Source organism: Stutzerimonas sp. KH-1, assembly GCF_054483855.1.
The window spans coordinates 1,075,689-1,094,921 of sequence record NZ_CM137011.1; the positions used below are offsets into that span (position 1 = coordinate 1,075,689).

Annotated in this window: 18 protein-coding genes; 11 read left to right on the top strand and 7 right to left on the bottom strand. The window is 66.1% G+C overall.

Annotated elements, in window-relative coordinates:
- The 11 genes from ACX1DW_RS05280 to ACX1DW_RS05330 are packed head-to-tail and all read left to right on the top strand — an operon-like array spanning position 1 to position 11,168.
- On the top strand, positions 1-2,961 hold the full coding sequence (locus ACX1DW_RS05280) for a TAT-variant-translocated molybdopterin oxidoreductase (protein WP_458992942.1): 2,961 nt from the start codon (positions 1-3) through the stop codon (positions 2,959-2,961).
- Positions 2,958-4,346: an NrfD/PsrC family molybdoenzyme membrane anchor subunit gene (gene nrfD, locus ACX1DW_RS05285; RefSeq protein WP_458992943.1), complete on the top strand. Its 1,389-nt coding sequence runs from the start codon at positions 2,958-2,960 to the stop codon at positions 4,344-4,346. The genes ACX1DW_RS05280 and nrfD overlap by 4 nt, the downstream gene beginning before the upstream one ends.
- Positions 4,339-4,866: a quinol:electron acceptor oxidoreductase subunit ActD gene (locus tag ACX1DW_RS05290; RefSeq protein WP_458992944.1), complete on the top strand. Its 528-nt coding sequence runs from the start codon at positions 4,339-4,341 to the stop codon at positions 4,864-4,866. Before nrfD ends, ACX1DW_RS05290 begins: the two co-directional genes overlap by 8 nt.
- Entirely contained in the window at positions 4,863-5,426 is a 564-nt protein-coding gene (locus tag ACX1DW_RS05295; RefSeq protein ID WP_458992945.1) for a c-type cytochrome, read from the top strand. Before ACX1DW_RS05290 ends, ACX1DW_RS05295 begins: the two co-directional genes overlap by 4 nt.
- Entirely contained in the window at positions 5,423-6,424 is a 1,002-nt protein-coding gene (locus ACX1DW_RS05300) for a hypothetical protein (protein WP_458992946.1), read from the top strand. Before ACX1DW_RS05295 ends, ACX1DW_RS05300 begins: the two co-directional genes overlap by 4 nt.
- Entirely contained in the window at positions 6,421-6,852 is a 432-nt protein-coding gene (locus ACX1DW_RS05305) for a hypothetical protein (RefSeq protein ID WP_125869496.1), read from the top strand. Before ACX1DW_RS05300 ends, ACX1DW_RS05305 begins: the two co-directional genes overlap by 4 nt.
- The gene (locus ACX1DW_RS05310; protein ID WP_458992947.1) at positions 6,849-7,652 is read left to right on the top strand and encodes an SCO family protein; all 804 of its coding nucleotides are present in this window, start codon (positions 6,849-6,851) and stop codon (positions 7,650-7,652) included. The genes ACX1DW_RS05305 and ACX1DW_RS05310 overlap by 4 nt, the downstream gene beginning before the upstream one ends.
- Positions 7,645-8,646: a cytochrome c oxidase subunit II gene (gene coxB, locus ACX1DW_RS05315; protein ID WP_458992948.1), complete on the top strand. Its 1,002-nt coding sequence runs from the start codon at positions 7,645-7,647 to the stop codon at positions 8,644-8,646. Before ACX1DW_RS05310 ends, coxB begins: the two co-directional genes overlap by 8 nt.
- A complete protein-coding gene (locus ACX1DW_RS05320) occupies positions 8,643-10,268 on the top strand; it encodes a cytochrome c oxidase subunit I (RefSeq protein ID WP_133456939.1) in 1,626 nt (541 codons plus the stop codon). Before coxB ends, ACX1DW_RS05320 begins: the two co-directional genes overlap by 4 nt.
- On the top strand, positions 10,255-10,902 hold the full coding sequence (locus tag ACX1DW_RS05325) for a cytochrome c oxidase subunit 3 (RefSeq protein ID WP_458992949.1): 648 nt from the start codon (positions 10,255-10,257) through the stop codon (positions 10,900-10,902). Before ACX1DW_RS05320 ends, ACX1DW_RS05325 begins: the two co-directional genes overlap by 14 nt.
- Positions 10,899-11,168, top strand: a complete 270-nt coding sequence (locus tag ACX1DW_RS05330; protein WP_110777372.1) for a hypothetical protein — start codon at positions 10,899-10,901, stop codon at positions 11,166-11,168. The genes ACX1DW_RS05325 and ACX1DW_RS05330 overlap by 4 nt, the downstream gene beginning before the upstream one ends.
- Before the next feature lie 134 nt (positions 11,169-11,302).
- Here the strand turns inward: ACX1DW_RS05330 and ACX1DW_RS05335 are convergent, their stop codons facing one another.
- The 7 genes from ACX1DW_RS05335 to ACX1DW_RS05365 form a co-directional block, all read right to left on the bottom strand.
- Positions 11,303-11,665, bottom strand: a complete 363-nt coding sequence (locus ACX1DW_RS05335; protein WP_458992950.1) for a hypothetical protein — start codon at positions 11,663-11,665, stop codon at positions 11,303-11,305.
- Positions 11,666-11,700: 35 nt separating this feature from the next.
- Positions 11,701-12,057, bottom strand: coding sequence for a hypothetical protein (locus tag ACX1DW_RS05340; RefSeq protein ID WP_110777369.1), 357 nt, complete (start codon positions 12,055-12,057; stop codon positions 11,701-11,703).
- 52 nt (positions 12,058-12,109) lie between these two features.
- On the bottom strand, positions 12,110-13,315 hold the full coding sequence (locus ACX1DW_RS05345; RefSeq protein WP_458992951.1) for a hypothetical protein: 1,206 nt from the start codon (positions 13,313-13,315) through the stop codon (positions 12,110-12,112).
- Between the two features lie 113 nt (positions 13,316-13,428).
- On the bottom strand, positions 13,429-15,921 hold the full coding sequence (locus tag ACX1DW_RS05350) for an outer membrane beta-barrel protein (protein WP_458992952.1): 2,493 nt from the start codon (positions 15,919-15,921) through the stop codon (positions 13,429-13,431).
- A gap of 419 nt (positions 15,922-16,340) precedes the next feature.
- On the bottom strand, positions 16,341-16,892 hold the full coding sequence (locus ACX1DW_RS05355; RefSeq protein WP_458992953.1) for a cytochrome b: 552 nt from the start codon (positions 16,890-16,892) through the stop codon (positions 16,341-16,343).
- 200 nt (positions 16,893-17,092) lie between these two features.
- The gene (locus tag ACX1DW_RS05360) at positions 17,093-18,526 is read right to left on the bottom strand and encodes an ATP-binding protein (protein ID WP_458992954.1); all 1,434 of its coding nucleotides are present in this window, start codon (positions 18,524-18,526) and stop codon (positions 17,093-17,095) included.
- Positions 18,520-19,179 carry a response regulator gene (locus tag ACX1DW_RS05365; protein WP_156246027.1) on the bottom strand — a complete coding sequence of 220 codons (660 nt, stop codon included), beginning with the start codon at positions 19,177-19,179 and terminating at the stop codon, positions 18,520-18,522. Before ACX1DW_RS05365 ends, ACX1DW_RS05360 begins: the two co-directional genes overlap by 7 nt.
- Positions 19,180-19,233: the final 54 nt, after the last annotated feature.

Genomic DNA, 19,233 nt, shown 5'->3' on the forward strand with positions numbered 1-19,233 from the left:
ATGGACATTCGAGACGACGCCAACTCGCAGCACCGCACACCACTCGACTGGACGGCCATCCGTGCGCGTCTGGAAAACGAGCGCGGTCCGCGCTACTGGCGCAGCCTCGAACAGTTGGCCGACGAGCCGGCGTTCGCCGAATTCGTCGAGACCGAGTTTCCCTCGGTTGCGCCGCAGATGGACCGTCGCCGCTTCCTCCAGGTGATGGGCGCCTCGCTGGCAATGGCCGGCCTGGCCGGCTGTGGCAAGCCGGAGAAGGGCGTGCCCTATGTCCGCCAACCGGAAAAACTCATCCCCGGCGAGGCGCAGTGGTATGCCAGTTCGGTAGCCTTCGCCGGCTACGCACAGCCGGTGCTCGGGCGTACCCACGTCGGCCGTCCGACCAAGCTCGAGGGCAACCCGCAGCACCCGGTCAGCGGCGGCGCCAGTACCGCCATCATCCAGGCGATGATTCTTCAGCTGTATGACCCGGACCGCTCGCAGGTGCCACGCTTCAAGGGTGTCGACACCACTTGGGACAGCTTTCAGCACGAGGCCAGCGGCGTCGCCGAGCGCCTCGATCAGCAGCGCGGCCGTGGCCTGCACCTGCTGCTCGGGGCCAGCAGTTCACCGACCGTGCAACGCCAGCTCGGCGACCTGTTGCAGCGCTGGCCCGAGGCCCGTTTGTATCGCTTCGAGCCCTTCGAAGGCGACGGCTACCGTGCCGCCGAGCGTGCCTTCGGCCGGCCGCTGGAAACCCATTACCGCTTCGATGCGGCCGAGTGGGTGCTGAGCTTCGAGCACGATTGGCTCGGCACGGGGCCGCGCGAGCTGCCGCACGCCGTGCGCTGGGGTGAACGCAAGCGCGCCGCAGCGAAGGGGGAGGGGGAGGCGCGGCTGCTGATCGTCGAATCGGTGCCGACGCTGACCGGCGCCAGGGCCAGCGAGCGCAAGCGCATCGAACCCGACGAGCTGCCGCGTTACCTGCAGGCGCTGGCGGCCGCGCTCGGCGAGGGGCGCGGTCCCGCCGAGCCATTGCCGGCCGAACGTCAGCGCTGGATCGAGGCCGTCGCCCGCGGGCTCGAGGCGCGGCGCGGCCGTTGCTTGATCACCGCTGGCGAGCGGACCCCGCTGGACGTACAGGCCGCCGTGCACCGGCTCAACGCGCGGCTCGGCAATGTCGGCCATACGCTCGATTACAGTGAGCCGGTGCTCTGGCTGGAGGCCGGCGGGCAACGTCTGGCCGAGCTGCCGGCGCTGGTCGAGGCGATGCATGCCGGCCAGGTCGAGACGCTGCTGATGCTCGACTGCAACCCGGTAAACACGGCGCCGGCCGACCTCCCCTTCGCCGAGGCGCTCGACCGTGTCCCGTTGCGCATCCATGCCGGGCTCTATTACGACGAGACCGCTGCCTTCAGCCACTGGCACCTGCCGTTGACCCACGACCTCGACGGCTGGCACGACGGCCGCGCCGCGGATGGCAGCGTCTGCCTCGGCCAGCCGCTGGTGCGCACCTTCTACAGCAGCCGCACGCTGTCGGAGATCCTCGCGCTGCTGCAGGGCGATCTCGACCCGAGCGGCCGCGCCGAGCTGCGCAAGACCTGGCAATCGCTCGACGAAAGCGCCTGGCGCCAAGCCCTGGAACGCGGCTTTCTGCCCGACTCGGAACTGCCGCCGGTGAAGGTCGATGCACGTCCGCTGGCTTGGGGCGCGCCGCCCGCCGCGGCCGAAGGCCTGTCCCTGCGCTTCCTGCCCGACCCCTGCGTGTGGGACGGTCGGCTGGCCAACCTCGGCTGGCTGCAGGAGCTGCCCAAGCCGATCACCAAGCTGACCTGGGACAACGTCATCGGTGTTGCGCCAAAGCTCGCCGAGGAGCAGCGGCTTTCCAACGGCGACGTGGTACGGGTCACGCTGGGCCAGCAGGTGATTGTCGGCCCTGTGTGGATCATGCCCGGCCACGCCGAGCGCACGCTGAGTCTGTACGCCGGCTACGGCCGCTCCCGTGCCGGGCGGGTAGGCGATGACCAGGGTTACGACATCGCGCCGCTGCGCACGGCTGACGAACCCTGGCTGCGCCGCGGCGCAACGCTGGAGAGGACCGGTGAGTACCTGCCGCTGGCGACCACCCAGCCGCAGCACGTTCCGCACGGCAAGCAAATCATCAAGAGCGAGCCACGCGAGGCGGCCTACCGCAAGGTCGCGGCAAAACCGACGTACCCGGCCGAGCCGCGCAAGACGCTCTACCCGTCGACGCCGCCGAGCGAACCGGTGTGGGGCATGACCATCGATCTGGACCAGTGCATCGGTTGCAACGCCTGCGTGGTTGCCTGCCAGGCTGAGAACAACGTCCCGGTGGTGGGCAAGGAGCAGGTCGCCATCGGCCGCAACATGCACTGGCTGCGGGTCGACCACTACTACCAGGGCGACCCGGCCGAGCCGGAGTCCTCGGCCTTCCAGCCTGTGCCCTGCATGCACTGCGAGCAAGCGCCCTGCGAGGTCGGCTGCCCGGTCAACGCCACCGTGCACGGCCCGGACGGGCTGAACGAGCAGATCTACAACCGCTGCATCGGCACCCGCACCTGTTCGAGCTACTGCCCATACAAGGTGCGCCGCTTCAACTGGTTCGACTGGACCGGCGACGACGAGCCGTCGATCCAGCATCAGCGCAACCCCAACGTCACCGTGCGCTCGCGCGGCGTCATGGAGAAGTGCACCTACTGCGTGCAGCGCATCAGCGAGGCCGGGATCGCCGCGCGCATCGAAGACCGGCCTGTGGCTGACGGTGAGGTACAGACCGCCTGCCAGCAGGCCTGCCCGACTCAGGCGATCGTCTTCGGCGACCTGTCGGACCCCGTCGCGCGGGTGCGCGAGGGCCGCGACACCCAGCGTCACTATGCCTTGCTGGAAGAGGTCGGCACGCGACCGAAGACCACCTACCTGGGGCTGGTCGAGCTGCCGAAGGTCGTGGAGGACAACTCATGAGCCACGCCGAGCTCGACCCGCGCTATCCGGGTGCTGACACGCCGCATTTCCTGCCGCGCCAGCTGCCGCTCGGCGAGGTGTCTGACCGTGTGCTGACCATTCCGGTGGATTTCGCCCGCTATCGCCGCGCCTGGTGGGCGCTGTTCATCGTCAGCTGCCTGCTGCTGGGGTTGTTCGTCGCCTCGGCAGTGGTGGTGCTCTGGCGTGGCGTCGGCGTGTTCGGCAACAACATCCCGGTCAACTGGGGCTTTCCCATCCTCAACTACATGTGGTGGCTGGGGATTGGTCATGCCGGCACCTTCATTTCGGCGATGCTGCTGCTGCTCAACCGCCCGTGGCGCAATTCCCTCAACCGCCTGGCCGAGCTGATGACGATCATGGCGGTGGTCTGCGCCGGCATCTACCCGATCCTGCACCTGGGCCGGCCGTGGCTGTTCTACTGGAGCGCTCCCTACCCGAACACCATGGAGCTGTGGCCACAGTTCAAGAGCCCGACGGCCTGGGACTTGTTCGCCGTGCTCGGTTACCTGTTCGTCTCGCTGATATTCATCTACATCGGTGCCATTCCGGATTTCGCTTCGGCTCGCGACCACGCCCGCAAGCGCCGCTACAAGGTGTTCTACGGCCTGCTGGCGTTCGGCTGGCGTGGCGCCTCATCGCACTGGGCACACTGGCGCCGGGCCTACCGTTTCGTCGCGCTCCTGGCGATTCCGCTGGTGTTCGCAGTGTCCAGCGGCTACTCCTTCCTGCTCGATCTGGCGCCGGAAACCGGGTGGCACTCGACGGTGTTCCCGCCGTATTTCGTCGCTGGTGCGATCTTCTCCGGCTTCGCTCTGGTGATCGTGATCGCGCTGGGCCTGCGACGCTTCTTCGGCTGGCACCTGCTGATCACGCGCAAGCACCTCGACGTGCTCGGCGTGCTGTTGCTGGCCAGCGGCTGGATGACCGCCTACGGCTATTTCGCCGACACCTTCATCGCCTTCTATTCGGGGAAGGAGCATGAGATCACCGTGACGATGGAGCGGCTCAGCGGGCCGATGGCCTGGAGCTGGTGGACGGCGATCTTCTTCAACCTGATCTGCCTGCAGGCGCTCTGGTGGCCGCAGGTGCGGCGCAACGGCAAGGCCTTGCTGGCGATCGCCGTCGGCGTGCTCATTGGCATGTGGTGCGAGCGCTGGATGCTGATCGTCGTGCCGGCGACCCGCGACTACCTGACCTCGTCCTGGCAGAGCTATAGCCCGACGTTCTGGGACTGGTCGCTGTTCATCGGTACCTTCGGCCTGTTCCTGGTGCCGTTCTGCCTGTTCATGCGCCTGTTGCCCATGATCTCGACCTTCGAGGTGAAGGAGGCGCTGCACCGCTATCGGGGAGACGGCGATGACTGAGCGCTGCTACGGCCTGCTCGCCGACTACGCCCATCCCGAGCGGCTGCTGGAGGCCGCCCGCGCGGCCCGCGAAGCCGGCTACACCCGGCTGGAGGCGTACAGCCCGTTCCAGCTGCCCGAACTCGAGCCGATACTCGGCCAGCGCAACAACGGCGCCTACTGGGCCGGCATCCTCGGCGCGCTGGTCGGCGGCGGGCTGGGACTGGCCATGCAGCTCTACGCCAACTGGAGCTACCCGCTCGATATCGGCGGCCGGCCGTTGATCGCGCTGCAGGGCTTCGCGGTGATCACCTTCCTGCTAACGATCACCGGCGGGGCAATCGGTGCGCTGCTGGGGTTGCTGGTGCTCTGCCGGTTGCCGCTGCTGCACCATCCGTTATTCGAGATGGAGGCGTTTCAGCGCGCCACGGACGATCGCTTCCTGCTCTGCATCCGCGCCGACGATCCGCTGTTCGACCCGGTCGGCACTGCCCTGTGGCTCGCTGAGCGCGCGGTGTCGGTGAGCGAGGTGCCCGCATGATCACGTACCGCTGGCGCCACGACGTCCGCTACTGGGTCGGCCTGTGTCTGACCGCTTCGATCCTCGCGCTCGCCGGTTGCGACCAGATGGCCCGGCAGCCGCGCGCCGATGCGCAGGAGGCGAGCCAGTTCTTCCCGGACGGCAAGGTCAACCAGGCGCCACCACTGGGCACGGTCGCCCGCGGCGAGCTGGCCTGGGAGGCGGTGCTGACCAGGCGCCCGCCGCTGACGGCTGCGCTGCTGGCACGTGGCGAGGAGCGCTACCGCATCAACTGCATGCCCTGCCATGGGCTGGCCGGCGATGGCCTCGGTACCGTGGTCAACCGCGGCTTCCCGCAGCCGCCGGATTTTGCCGAGGCGCGCTTGCGGCAGGCGCCGGATCGGCATTTCCTCGAGGTGATCGAGCACGGCTACGGCGTGATGTACAGCTATGCCGCGCGGGTCGCACCGGCCGATCGCTGGGCGATCGTCGCGCATATCCGCAGCCTGCAGCTGGCCCGGCACGCTGTAGCCGCGGCGTTGCCCCTGGCCGACCGCCAGGCGCTGGAGACGCAGCCATGAGCGGTCGAAATCCGCGCTCGCTGGCCTGGTCCGCGTTCGCCCTGGGCGTGCTGGGCGTTGGCGTCGGGCTACTGTGGGCTCCGCGCGACACCCTGGCGGCCTGCGTCGCCAGTGTGCTCGGGCTTGCCGGCCTTCCGCTCGGCGGGTTGGCGCTAGGCCTGGCGCTGGCGCCTGTCAGCGGCTGCGCGCGCGACCAGCTCTGGCCCTGGACACTGGTGGCGAGCCGGGCCATGCCGGCGCTAGTGCTGATGGTGCTGCCCGGCCTGCTCGGCGCCGGGTTGATCTACGAATGGATGCACCAGTACAGCAACGGCTTTCGCGCGCTCTGGTTGTGGTGGCCGAGTTTCGTCGTGCGTGGCCTGCTGTACGTTGCGCTCTGGTGGGCGCTGGCGCGCTGGCTGTTGCCGACCACCTTGCGTAACCCCGCCGGCGCCGGGCTGGGGCTGATCGCGGTGGTGTTGAGTGTGTCCTTGGCCGCGATGGATTGGGCGCTGTCGATGGCGCCGCATTTCGCCTCGAGCATCTTCGGCCTGCTCTGGCTCGGACGGCTGCTGCTGTCGGGCATCGCCGCCTGCATCCTGCTGTGTCTGATGGCTGGTGCGTCGCGCCCGGGCGTGCTGCGCGGGCTGCTTTGCGCCGCGACGCTGGCGTGGATCTACCTGCATTTCATGCAGTACCTGATCGTCTGGTACGGCAACCTGCCGGAGGAGGTGCACTGGTACGAGGCGCGTGGGCGCGAATGGCCGCTGTTGACCTGGCTGGTGGCGCTGCAGAGCCTGGTCTTCTTCGCGACCTGGTGGCCATTTTCCGGACGGCACCGACCGCTGACCGTGCTCGCTGCCGCCACGCTGCTGCTGGGGCTGGCCGAAGGTGCCTGGCTCAGCCTGGCCAGTCTGGCCGGGCTGAACGCGCTCTGGGTTGGGCTGGCCATGGTCGCCGCGGTGGCCGCGGGCGCAGGGGCGATGGCCCTGCAGGTCCTGCCGAGGAGGTCCGCATGAGCGTGCCGGTCGATCCACGTTCGCGCGAAGACGGTTTCGAGCATCAGGATGCCAACGTCAAGGTGCTGCTGGTGATCGGTTTTGGTCTGCTGGCGACACTGGTGGCCGGGCTGCTGGGTGTCGGCATGCTGATTGGCTACTACAACTCAGAACCCGAGGCACGGGTGACTGCGCTGGAGCGCGACACGATCATCCCGCCTCGGCCGCGCCTGGAAAGCGACGCGCACCGCAACGCCAAGCGGGTCATTGGCGAGGCGGAGGAGCGCCTGCGCCACTACGCCTGGGCCGACCGCGACGCCGGCATTGCGCGCATTCCGCTGGATCGCGCGCGTGCGCTGCTGCTCGAGCGCGGCTGGCCGGCGCCGGTGGAGGCTCGCGGCGACGAAGACATTCGTTTGCAACAGGCCAAGCGGAGGGCCGAGCCATGACGACCCGCCTGCTGCTCGCCGCCTGGCTGCTGACGCTGGGTCTGATCGCACACGCCGACGAGCCCTTCGATCCCTTCGCCGCCGCCGGCATCGATGCTCGCCCCGGCGCGCAGGTGCCGCTGGACACGCGTTTCACCGACGACAGCGGCACCCCGGTGACCCTCGGCGATTTGCTCGACGGTCGGCCCGCGGTGCTGGTACCGGTCTATTACAACTGCCCGAACGTCTGTGGCACGCAGCTGGCTAGCCTGTTCAATCTGCTCAGTGCGGTGCCCTTCGAGCTTGGCGGGGATTATGTGCTGATCGTTTACAGCTTCGACCCGCGCGAGACGCCGGCTGATGCCCGCGCTGAGCGCGACAGGCTGGCCAGGCGCTGGCCGCGGCTTGCCGGGTCGGATGCGGTCCATCTGCTGACCGGGCCGGAGACATCGAGCGGCCGCGTCAGCGAGGCGCTGGGTTTTCGTTACCGCTGGGACGCGCAGATTGACGAGTACGCCCATGCCTCGGCGGTGGCCGCGCTGAGCCCGGCCGGCGTCCTGGTGCAGTGGCTCTACGGGCTCGGCTATCAACCCAACGACCTGCGCCTGGCGCTGACCGAGGCAGGGGAAGGGCAGGTGGGTAATTTCAGCGATCAGCTCCTGCTGCTCTGCTACCACTACAACCCTCGCACCGGTGGCTATGACAACTGGGTAATCGGGGCGCTGCAGGTCGCCGGTACCGGCACGGCGGCGCTGTTGCTCGGTTTCATCGGGTTGTCGCTATGGCGCGAACGGCGCAAGCGGGAGGCCGGCGATGAATGAGTTTGTGCGCTTGTGGCCGCAGACGGCCTCGGAGCATGCGCACAGCATCGACGCGCTGGTCTGGTCGTTCACCGGAATGATGACGATCTTCGTGGTGCCGGTGTTCGTGCTTACCATCCTGTTCGCCATCCGCTATCGCAAAGGCACCAGGGTGCCGCGCGACCACCGCCCGCGCGGCAGCATGAAGGTGGAGATGACCTGGATCGTGCTGCCCTTCATCGGTTCGATGATCATCTACCTAGTCTCGGCCAAGCTGTACTACGAGGTACGCACGCCGCCGGTCGATGCGATGGAGATCCAGGTAGTCGCCAAGCAGTGGATGTGGAAGTTCCAGCACCCCGGCGGGCAGCGCGAGATCAATACGCTGCACGTGCCAGTGGGGCGCCCCGTGCGGCTGAACATGATCTCCCAGGACGCCATCCACAGCCTGTATTTCCCGGCCCTGCGCATCAAGCAGGACCTGCTGCCCGGGCGCTACACGCAGCTGTGGTTCAACGCTACCGAGGCTGGCCGCTATGAGGCGTTCTGCGCCGAGTACTGTGGTACCGACCATTCGAAGATGCTCGCCACACTGATTGTGCAGCCGCCGCAGGAGTACGAGCGCTGGCTGTCGCAGGCCGGTGTCAGCGAGTCGTTGGCCGAGCAGGGCGCGGTATTGTTCCGCCAGTTCGGCTGCAGCGGCTGCCACGGTCCGGCCTCGGTGGCCAAGGCGCCGAATCTGCAGGGACTCTACGGCCGCCGGGTAGCGCTGGACGACGGCAGCTCGGTACTCGCCGATCAGGCCTACATCCGCGACAGCATCCTGTTGCCGCACAAGCACATCGTTGCCGGTTACGAGCCGATCATGCCGAGCTTTGCCAACGTGATCGATGAAGAGGGTGTACTGCGCCTGACCGCATACATCCAGTCGCTCGGGCAGGTCGGTGAAGGCGGGCAGGGCGAACCGCATGCCGACAGCCCACGCAGTCCGACTTCAGAGGAGATGCAGCCTTGAGCCAGAAGAACCCTGCCGCCGACCGCGCGCCCAGTTACCTCGCCGACGAGCACGGGTTGCGTACCTGGCTGCTGACCACCGACCACAAACGCATCGCGATTCTCTACCTGATCGGCGTCACCGCGTTCTTCTTTCTCGGCAGTCTCGCCGCCAGCCTGGTGCGTATCGAGCTGGTCACACCCGAAGGCGACCTGCTCAGCGCCGATGGTTACAACCGCGCCTTCACCCTGCATGGCGTGGTGATGGTCTGGTTCTTCCTGATCCCATCGATCCCGGCGGTGTTCGGCAACTTCCTCATCCCGATCATGATCGGCGCAAAGGACATGGCTTTTCCCAAGCTCAACCTGTTCAGCTGGTACCTGCTGGTCGGCGGCGGGATATTCACCCTGTACGCGCTGCTGGCTGGCGGCGTCGATACCGGCTGGACCTTCTACACCCCGCTGTCGACGATGTTCAGCAACGGTCATGTGGTGGCGGTGATCCTCGGTGTGTTCATCGTCGGCTTCTCGTCGATCCTCACCGGCTTGAACATCATCGTCACCATCCACACCCTGCGCGCGCCGGGGATGACCTGGTTCCGCCTGCCGCTGTTCTGCTGGTCGCTGTACGCCACGTCGGTGATCCTGGTGCTGGCTACGCCGGTGCTGGCGATCACGCTGCTGCTGGTGGCGGGTGAACACCTGTTCGGCATCGGAGTGTTCGACCCACGCCTGGGCGGCGATCCGCTGCTGTTTCAGCACCTGTTCTGGTTCTACAGCCACCCGGCGGTGTACATCATGATCCTGCCGGCGATGGGCGTGATGAGCGAGCTGATCACCGCGGCGGCGCACAAGCGCATCTTCGGCTACAGCTTCGTCGCCTATTCGAGCCTGGCGATCGCGGTGATCGGCTTCATGGTCTGGGGCCATCACATGTTCGTCGCCGGGCAGTCGATGTACGCCAGCATGGTGTTCTCGCTGCTCAGCTTCCTGGTCGCGATCCCCTCGGCGATAAAGGTCTACAACTGGACTGCCACGCTCTACAAGAGCAACCTGACCATCGATGCGCATTTCCTCTATGCGCTGACCTTCATCGGCCTGTTCGTCATCGGCGGCATCACCGGCCTGTTTCTCGCACTGCTGGCAGCGGACGTGCATGTGCACGACACCTACTTCGTGGTCGCCCATTTCCACTACATCATGGTCGGCGCGGCGGTCGCCGGCTTCTTCGGCGGGCTGCACTTCTGGTGGCCGAAGATGACCGGGCGGATGTACTCGCAGCTGTGGGGCAAGATCGCCGCGGTGATGATCTTCTGCGGCTTCAACCTGACCTTCTTCCCGCAGTTCCTGCTCGGCTATCTCGGCATGCCGCGGCGCTATCACGGCTATCCCGAGGACTTCCAGTTCCTCCATGTGCTGTCCTCGACGGGGGCGGCGCTACTGGCGGTTGGCTACGTCATGCCGTTCTTCTATCTGCTTTGGTCGCTACGCTATGGGCCAAAGGCGTCGGATGATCCCTGGGAAGCCGCCGGGCTGGAATGGCGTACTTCCTCGCCACCGCCGAAGCACAATTTCCTGCAGACGCCGATCGTCGATTTCGAAGCCTACGACTATCCGCCCGAGGCGACTCATGGACGTGCGTGAGCAGTACCTGGCCGAGCCCTACCAGACCGCTGCCCAGCAGCGGGAGGCGAGCTTCCTCGGCATGTGGTTGTTCCTCGCCACCGAAATCATGATGTTCGGCGTGCTGTTTCTGGTCATCACCTACTACCGGCTGCAACATCCCGCCGCGGTTGGCGAGGCGGTGCAGCACCTACATGCCGTTCTGGCCGGTTTCAACAGTATGCTGCTGCTGACCGGCAGCCTGTGCATGAGCCTGATGGTGCAGGCTTCGCGGTTGGGCCATTACCGCCGGGTACAGCAATTGCTGTTGTTGACGGCGTTCTTCGGCCTGACTTTTCTGGGGGTGAAGGCATTCGAGTACGGCTGGGAATATCGCGAAGGGCTGCTGCCAGGGACGAGTGAGGCATCGCCACTCAGGTCAGAGGCTGCGCGGCTGTTCATGAACATCTACTTCTTCAGCACGGCTTTGCATGCGGTGCACGTGAGCGTTGCCGTGCTGATCGTGCTGGGGATGGTGTTGCGCATTCATTTCGCTCACATGAAGCTGCCACAGCGGGCCATCACGCTGGAAATGGTCGGTCTGTACTGGCATCTGGTAGACATGGTCTGGATCTTTCTCTACCCCTCGCTCTATCTGGTCGGGAGGGCGATATGAGAACAGGCAAGCTAGTGCTGATCTATGCCGGTTTGCTGGTGCTGCTGGCCATTGGCGCGACGATAGCCATCCGGTATCCACAATGGGCATATGTCGCGCTGGCCTGTGCTGCCGGACAGGCCGCGCTCGTGCTTTTCGGCCTCGCTCAACTCGGCACACACTCGCCGTTGGTGCGCTTCTTCGCGCTAGGGGCAGGCTTCTGGCTGGTGTTGATGTTTACCCTGTCGCTGTCCGATCTGCTCACCCGCTCTGGTGCTGCTGTCTAGTCGCAAACGACGACCGTGTGTCTTACGCCGGTCACGTCGGGGCGCGATGGAATGAAGTGGGCAGGGCTCGAGCTGGTGCTCATCCTGCACCAACGGCCGGGCCAGCAGCCTGCTTGGCCCGGTTGTCGGTTGGTTCAGCGATTAGGTCCCTTGCCCGCGCCAGGGCCCATTCCACCACCGGCGCCACTGCCCATGCCTCCGCCCATGCCTCCGCCCATGCCACGTGCAGGCGGATCTTCCGGCAAGGTCACGCCACGCTCCTTGGCCCGTTCGCGCATCTGCTCGTGGTGCTGCGCACGGATCTGCTCGCGCTCTTGCTGTGTCTTGGCCTCACGCATGCGGTTGCGGTATTCGAGGCGCTCCTGCTGAGTCATGATCTGCGATCCGTATACGCGCTCTCCGTCTGCGCCAGATCCTTGGCCGCCGGCCGACTGAGCCATGGCTATGCCGGATACCAGGGCGAGCGAAAGGCCGATCGCGAGTTTGCTGCTTTTCATGTTTATCTCCTCATTTGGATGTGACCGGCGACGTGTCAATGCGAGTGTTCTTCATCGTCGGTGTGGTGGGACGATTCCTCATCCCGGGGTTGGCCACCCATGTACTTCGGCCCCTTGCCGCGACCACTGTCGAACACCTTGCCCTCCAGCGCCTTGCTGCCGCCTGGACCGCCGGTGTGTCCGGAGTGGCTGTCTTCCTCGTGGGTCTGATCGCTGTGGCTGCTGCCATGGTCGCGGCCACCGCCATATTTCGGGCCCTTGCCCTTGCCGCCAGAGCTGTGGCTGCTGTCGTGACTGGAGTGGTCGTCGGCTGCGACCAGCGGGCCGCTCACTCCGCTCAGCGCCAGGGCCATGACTGCCGCCAGCACAGCGGTTTTGTTACGAACGCACATAGTGCTCTCCTGGCGTGGAGCCGGCTGGCCCCAGGGCCAGCCGGTCCATGCCTTACCTGACTTCGTTGTCGTGGACGAACTCGATGACCTGCAGGTAGTCGTTGGCCGCCGCGGCGAAATCATCGGCGCCGCCGTCGCTGGTCGGGTCGGTCCAGGTAGTGCCGCCAAATACCGCGTCGTACAGGTTCACCAGAGTTGGCTTGTAGACATCGTCGGCGGGATCGTCCGGGTCGCCGGCATCCAGCACCAGCACGGTGGCGGTGGCATCGGACCAGGTCGCGGCGCGGTCGTACTGGTAGTCCGAGAAGTCGTAGTAGGTCGTGCCGGAATTGATGCCGAGGATCGAGTTCATGTAGACCAGCGTGTCGACGCTGATGGTGCCGGTCTTGTCCCCTGCCGCCGCGAGCAGGGCCGCCGGGTCGAAGCCTGCTGGCAGGGTCACGCCCGGTAGCGTGCCGCTGGTCATGTACTTGTCGTACAGCGCCAGGTTCTCCAGCGGCGAGTCGATGGTGGTACCGTTGACCGTCAGCCGGCCGGTTGAGTCGATGGCGATCACCGCGCCATCGGCGGTCAGCTTGCTCAGCGCTTCGTTCAACGCGTGGTCGAGCACCTTGCTTGGCGAACGGCCGACGCTCAGGCGGCCCAGTTCGACTTCGCCAGGGACAACGTCGTAGGTGGTGTCGCCAACTGTCACCGAGGTCAGCAGATCGCCTTCCTCGTTGCGCGGGATGGCGACCAGCTTGCCATCGGCGTCCGTCACGGGAACCAGCGCGCCGGTGCTGTCGTAATAGAACGCCACGACCAGCTCATCACCATTCGCATCTTCCAGCGGAACGCCATTCACGTCGCGCAGCAGGATGTACATGTCGCCGTACAGGTCGCCTTTCTTCGTGCCGGCGCCGAACGGTTTGCCACCGCCGCCAGCCTTGCCGCCTTTCACACCGGCCCATTCGGGGCGGTCGCTATCTTCTTCGGCGGCTGGGTCGACACGGAATATCTTGTCGACTGCACCATGCCCGCCACCCATGCGCGAGCCGCCCTGGCCTTTTTCGCCGCCGCCACCCTTGCCGGCCTGACCGCCACGGCTGCCGTGACTATCGCTGCCACCCTTGCCGGAACCACTGTGTTCGGCGGCCACGCTCGACGAGACGAAGCTCAGCGACAGTGCGCTTGCAACCACCAGCGGAGCCGCGAGTGCGACCACGAGCGCCCCGCTGGCGAGTCCGAACCTGTTGCGTTTGAACTGACTGTTTGACATGACATTGCTCCTTTTCTTGCGGGGCCGGTGCTCCAGGGCGAGTGCGCAACGAAGGCACCGGTGCTGCGGTTGCATCCTGACGGCTGATCACGTTTCCGCCGTCGGCGATGTGCTCAGAAGCGGAAGCCGAGTCCCATGCGGAACAGGCTCTCGCGGTTGTCGAACTCCATCTCGTCCGGGTTGCCATGCCCGGTCCTGAAGCCATAGCTGTCGTAGTCGGTACGGGTGTAATCCAGGCGGGCGAAGGTCTGCTGGGTCAGCGGGATCTCCGCCCCGATGCCATACCGCATGCCGTTGACCTGATAGCTGCGGTCGATATTGGCGTCCGCGTTATCGCCCTTGGCCCAGGTGGTATTGAAGCGCGCACGCATCGGGCCGACGCGCCCATAGAGCAGGGTGCCGTTGGGCAGGCTGTAGCCCAGGCGCAGCGCCAGGCCGTAATCGCTCTTCTTCTCGGCGGAGAAGTCACGGCCACCTTCACCGCTGGTTTCGCGGTTGTGCGACCACTCGGTCCGGCCGGTATCGACCTCCGCCTCGATGCCGGCATACCAGCGGCCAAAGCTGCGGCCATAACCGGCGAAGAAGCCATAGATGCCGCCCATGCCGCTGAAGTCGCCGTTGTAAGCCTGCGACAGCGGTGCGGCCCCGCTTTCAGAGTGATAGCCCTCGAGCCGCGAATCCAGACTGCCGTGCCCGGCATGCGCACCGACATAGAAGCCTTGCACGGCCGGCTGCAGCGGGACCGGCGAGGCTGCCGCGGCAAAGCGCCAGCCGACGCCGAGTCGGAACTGGCCTTCCTCATTGGCGAAGCGTTCTGCGGTGCGGCCGTCGTCGTTGACGTAGGCCACGTCGTAGGCGTCGTAATCGGTATAGGCGTACTCCATGCGCAGGAACAAGCGTTCGCCGGCCGGCAGATCGGCGCCGACGCCGAGCCGCGTGCCGTCCTGCCGGTCATCCTGCGCACGGGCCGCTGTGGCCTGCTCGTTGATCGTGTAGTAGGAGTCGAAGCGGGTGCGCACCCGGCCGACGCGCAGGTACAGCAGCGAGCCGTTGTTCACCACGTAACCGCCACGCAGGCTCAAGCCGTAGCTGTCATCCCGGTCGAGAGAAGTGGTGCGCGCGTCTGCCTTGTCCTTGCTGAACGACCAGCGCGCACGGCTCTGCTCGAGCTCGGCTTCGATGCCGGCATACCAGCGCTCGAACTGCCAGCCATAGCCAAGGAACAGCGCCTCGCCGAGCCCGGAGGCACCGAACTGGCTGACATCGCTGCCGCCATCCCCGCGGGGGCCTGACGTAGTACTGGCCAGCGGGCCGTGGCTCAGTGCGGCGCCAGCGTAGGGGCCGCTGAACAGCCCTTCGAGCGGCAACGCGGCCAGCAGCAGGTCCCCAGCGGAGCGTTGCAGCGCCTGGGCGGGCAACTGATAGGTCTTCGAGCGTCCCGGCGTATAGCCGACGCTGAAGGTCACCTGGCTGCGACTGTACTCACCGTCCAGATCGTCCGAGTTGCGGTCGATGACGCGCACGTCGCCGCCAACATAGACGGTGGTCGAGACGTAGTAACGCAGCCCGGCGCCAGCATCGATGATCTTGTCCCGCCGCTCGTAGCTCTGATACTCACTGTCGGTGTAGGTCGCGTGGCCCACCGCCGACAGGCGACTGGTCAGTGCCCGCTCGACCTCCAAACCATAGGCGGTATCCAGCGACGCCGCCGCGTACACGCCATCGTCACTGACGGTGGTCTCCTCCAGCGAGCGATCGATGAAGCCGGTGACGCGGGTGGTGGGCGTCGGCCGCCAACTGGCCAGTGCGCCGAAGTAGGGCTTGTGGATGTCGGAGAAGCCGGAATGGTCGAAGCGCTGCTTCAGCATGCCGGCGAATACTTCCCCAGTGAAGCGCTGCTGCGGATAGGTCACGCGCAGGCCAACCGCGGCCCGGTAGCCATCCGAATCACGGTTGAACGTCGTTCCGTTGATGGATTTGTCGTAGCGCCGATGATCGGTGGCGTACTGGACGAACGGCTCGTGGTTGGCCGTCAACGCATAGCCGGCGCGCACGCCCAGGGAACTGAGGTCATGCTTGCGGTCGTCGTTGTCGATGCGCGCGCCGGCGAGTGTTCGTGCGCTGAAGTAGTCGTAGCGGTCGTAGGTGCCGCCGCCGCGCAGGCGCAGACGGCCGATTTCGCTGGCGACGCCCAGGTAGGCTTCATCGTGCTCGTAACGGGTCGGCTCGCGTTGCAACTCTGGTCCGGCAGCGCCAGGAACGAAGCGGTCCTCGTGGTCGCGGGTGTGACGTACGCCGCCAAATACCCGAGTGTGCTCGCTCAGCTCGCGGGTGCCGTCAAGACCCAGCCAGAAGTCCTCGACATCTTCGGAACTGGCGTCCTGATAGCGGTCGAGGTCAGCGCCAAGATCGACGCTCAGCTCGTGCCGCTCCCAGTCCGATTGCAGTAGCAGCGACGGTGACAGGGTGAAGATGGTGTCTTCGGCCTCGTCGGTGCGCTGGGCGTAGATGTTGTCGTCGCGGGTTGCCGAGAGCACGACCTGAGGCAGTGCGACGAACGTGCCGATGGGCAGGCCGGGAAACTCGCGCGTATCGGTCTTTTTCACCGATGCAGCGGTAGGTGCAGGAGTTGATGATGGCTCAGGTGCGGCGCTTGCGTGCATCACAGAACCCGAGCTGAGTGCTGCCAGCGTCAGGACAAGTTTTCGGCCCATAGGACATCCTTACCTACCTAGAAAACAAACGGCTTTCGGGCGATCCGGCACGCTGTGTGCGCCTTCTATCCGATGTTTGCCTAACTCAGAAAATAGGCCGTAATCCCCGAAACACTTTGATTTCGGTCAATCAGGAATCGGGATTTTGCGGGGAAGAAAATAAACCTTTGGTTGCTGGAAAACGGGCTATAAGCGACGCGACCCAAGCCTGTCGGTCAGGGGGGCGAAGGCGGTTTCCTGTTTGCTCGTTGATTTGTGACCGGATGAGAACGCCCAGGCAGCTACAGTTTTTGGGCGTTCTGATGGGCAGGTCAGGATCGCGGCGAAGACGGCAGCATCCGCTGTAACGTCCCGTCGCGGCGTACGTACTGATGGAACAGCGCGGCCGCGGCATGCAGCCCGATCAGCCAATAGCCGGCTACCGCCAACGCTTCATGCAGTTCCTTGAAATCGCCGGCCAGATTCTTGTCCGCACCGATCAGTGCCGGCAGCTCGAGGCCGAAGAAGGGAATCGGCTTGCCCGCCGCGCTCAGTGTCAGCCAGCCCAGCAGCGGCAGGCCGATCATCAGCGCGTAAAGCCCCAGGTGCATCAGTCTGGCCAGGACGTGTTCCCAAACCGCGCCGGCAAGCGCCCTGGGTGCCGGATGCAGCCAGCGGCCAATCAGCCGCAGCCAGACCAGCACGAATACCGTCATGCCGAGCATGAAGTGCCAGTGCTTGAGCAGTTCGCGCGGTTCGCTGCCCTTGGCGAAGTTGCCCTTGAGTTCGATGGTGGCGTAGACCGCGGCAATCAACAGTAGCATTAGCCAGTGCAGGGCGATGCTCAGTCGGCCGTAGCGCGCCAGTGGGATGGAAGCAGCCATTTTCACGCACTCCGTGTGGGGATATGGCGGCAGTCTAGGGCGCCTGGCTTAAGCGAACCTTAGCGAGCTGCCGCGTCAGCTGCGGCAGGCTGTCACGGTATCTGCGGAGCTGTGGGCAGGACGTGGATGGCTTCGGCCATCCACCCTACGGACGGTTTCTGATGCAGCGGGCTCGCGACTCCAGCACCGCCGCGCGGCACCTATTCCGCCACTGGCTGCGGCTGGCGGGGCAGGTGCACGCTGACCTGCAGGCCGCCCAGGGGCGAGTCGGCCAGTTCGATGCTGGCACCGTGCAGCTCGGCGATACGCGCGACGATGGCCAGACCCAGCCCCGCGCCCTCACCGTCGCTCTGGCGGTAGAAGCGCTCGAACAGCTTGTCCCGTTGTGTCACTGGCACGCCTGGGCCGGAGTCATCCACCCGCAGCGTGACAGTGGTCGCGTTGGCCTGGAGGCCTACCTGGATCTGGCCGCCCTCCGGCGTGTACTGCAGGGCGTTGCCGACCAGGTTCTGCAGCAGCGTGGCCAGGCTCGCCGCATCGCCGCTGAGGTGGGAGTCGGCCTGCTCGCCGGCCTCCAGCGTCAGTTCCTGGCCGCGTGCCAGCGCTAAAGGCGTCAGCTCGGCCAGGGTTTCACGACACAGCGGCAGCAGATCGATGTCTGCCAGGCTCAGGCGCTGGGCGCTTGGCTCCAGGCGCGCCAGGGTCAGCAGTTGGGTGACCACCCGGGTGGTGCGGTCGACGCCGGCGATCAGCTGTTCGAGGGCCTGCTCGCGTTCGCCCTCGCTGGCAGCCTGTTGGGCATTCTGTGCATGGATGCGTAGCACCGCCAGCGGCGTGCGCAATTCGTGGGCGGCGTCGGCGATGAAGCGTTTCTCGCGTTCCAGCAACTGGTTGACCTGCTGCAACAGGCGGTTCAATGAGGCTGCCACCGGCTCCAGTTCCTGTGGCAGCGGCGCCAGCAGCAAGGGCGCGAGGTTGTGTGGGGCGCGGCTCTTGAGCAGCTGCGCCATGCGTGCCAGTGGGCGCAGGCCCCAGCCCACCGCCAGCCAGATCAGCAGCGCCAGCAGCGGCAGGCCGATCAGGTCGGGCAGCAGGCTGCGGCGGGCGATCTTGCCGACCAGTTCGCCGCGCACATCGCCGCGTTCGCTGAGCAGAATCCACAACCCATCCTCGCGGTCCTCCAGCAGGAACAGGCGCCAGGCGTGACCGTCCAGCAGCACGTCGTGGTAGCCGGCGGGCAGTCGTGCGAAGTTCGGCGCATCGCCGAGCCCGGCGAGCAGCTGCTGCAGTGCGCCATCCGGGGCGCCGGCCGACTGCAACAGGGGGCTGCCGTCGGCGGCATACACCTGAAAGCCCAGCTTGGTCTCGTAGTCGTGGCCGGGTACGCCCTGGTCGCGGCGTGCGTTCACCGCGGCATTGAGCGCCGCCTGCAGCGCACCGCGGGCCTGCGGGTCCATCTCGCGGCCGACCAGCCCCTGCACCAGCCGCGCGCTCTGCGCCAGCTGGGCGTCGAACAGCTCCTCTATCTCATGACGGGCGTCGCGGTAGCTGCGCCAGGAAATCAGGCTCAGCGAGATCAGCAGAGTGCCGAGCAGCAGGGCCAGGGTGCGCTGGCGGATCGAGCGCTTCAGCATTTGTCCACCAGATAGCCGACGCCGCGTACGGTGCGGATCAGCTCGGGAAAGAACTTTTTGCGCAGATGATGGATGTGCACCTCCAGCGCGTTGCTCTCGACTTCCTCGTCCCAGCCGTAGAGCACCTGCTGCAGGCGATCACGGGTCAGCACGCGACCGGGCTGGGCGATCAGCTCGTGCAACAGGACGAACTCCTTGCGCGGCAGGTTGATCGGCGTGCCCTGGTAGCTGACCTGCTGATTGACCGGATCGAGGCGAATCCCGCGGTATTCCAGCACCGGCTCCGGCCGGTTGAAGCTGCGCCGGAGCAGGGCGCGCAGGCGTGCCTTGAGTTCGGCGACATCGAAGGGTTTGACCAGGTAATCATCGGCGCCGGCATCCAGCCCGGCGATGCGGTCGTCCGTGGCATCGCGGGCGGTGAGCACCAGCACCGGCAGCGGATTGCCGGCGGCGCGCAGGCGCTTGAGTAGCTCAAGCCCGTCCAGCCGCGGCAGACCGAGGTCGAGGATGGCCAGCTCAAAGCTCTCGTGGCTCAGTGCATGCAATGCGCTGGCCCCGTCCTGCAGCCAGTCGACCGTGTAGCCCTCGGGCCTGAGCGCGGTGCGGATGCCCTCGCCAAGGGCGCGATCGTCTTCCACCAGCAGAATGCGCATGTCGTTCCTGTCGTCTTGAAGGGTTCGCGGCATTGCTGTGCATTCAACGCCGCC

Excerpts from the sequence above, each read along its gene's own strand:
- ACX1DW_RS05280 (WP_458992942.1), top strand. The coding sequence starts at position 1 with ATGGACATTCGAGACGACGCCAACTCGCAGCACCGCACACCACTCGAC.
- nrfD (WP_458992943.1), top strand. The coding sequence starts at position 2,958 with ATGAGCCACGCCGAGCTCGACCCGCGCTATCCGGGTGCTGACACGCCG.
- ACX1DW_RS05290 (WP_458992944.1), top strand. The coding sequence starts at position 4,339 with ATGACTGAGCGCTGCTACGGCCTGCTCGCCGACTACGCCCATCCCGAG.
- ACX1DW_RS05295 (WP_458992945.1), top strand. The coding sequence starts at position 4,863 with ATGATCACGTACCGCTGGCGCCACGACGTCCGCTACTGGGTCGGCCTG.
- ACX1DW_RS05300 (WP_458992946.1), top strand. The coding sequence starts at position 5,423 with ATGAGCGGTCGAAATCCGCGCTCGCTGGCCTGGTCCGCGTTCGCCCTG.
- ACX1DW_RS05305 (WP_125869496.1), top strand. The coding sequence starts at position 6,421 with ATGAGCGTGCCGGTCGATCCACGTTCGCGCGAAGACGGTTTCGAGCAT.
- ACX1DW_RS05310 (WP_458992947.1), top strand. The coding sequence starts at position 6,849 with ATGACGACCCGCCTGCTGCTCGCCGCCTGGCTGCTGACGCTGGGTCTG.
- coxB (WP_458992948.1), top strand. The coding sequence starts at position 7,645 with ATGAATGAGTTTGTGCGCTTGTGGCCGCAGACGGCCTCGGAGCATGCG.
- ACX1DW_RS05325 (WP_458992949.1), top strand. The coding sequence starts at position 10,255 with ATGGACGTGCGTGAGCAGTACCTGGCCGAGCCCTACCAGACCGCTGCC.
- ACX1DW_RS05330 (WP_110777372.1), top strand. The coding sequence starts at position 10,899 with ATGAGAACAGGCAAGCTAGTGCTGATCTATGCCGGTTTGCTGGTGCTG.
- ACX1DW_RS05335 (WP_458992950.1), bottom strand. The coding sequence starts at position 11,665 with ATGAAAAGCAGCAAACTCGCGATCGGCCTTTCGCTCGCCCTGGTATCC.
- ACX1DW_RS05340 (WP_110777369.1), bottom strand. The coding sequence starts at position 12,057 with ATGTGCGTTCGTAACAAAACCGCTGTGCTGGCGGCAGTCATGGCCCTG.
- ACX1DW_RS05345 (WP_458992951.1), bottom strand. The coding sequence starts at position 13,315 with ATGTCAAACAGTCAGTTCAAACGCAACAGGTTCGGACTCGCCAGCGGG.
- ACX1DW_RS05355 (WP_458992953.1), bottom strand. The coding sequence starts at position 16,892 with ATGGCTGCTTCCATCCCACTGGCGCGCTACGGCCGACTGAGCATCGCC.
- ACX1DW_RS05360 (WP_458992954.1), bottom strand. The coding sequence starts at position 18,526 with ATGCTGAAGCGCTCGATCCGCCAGCGCACCCTGGCCCTGCTGCTCGGC.
- ACX1DW_RS05365 (WP_156246027.1), bottom strand. The coding sequence starts at position 19,179 with ATGCGCATTCTGCTGGTGGAAGACGATCGCGCCCTTGGCGAGGGCATC.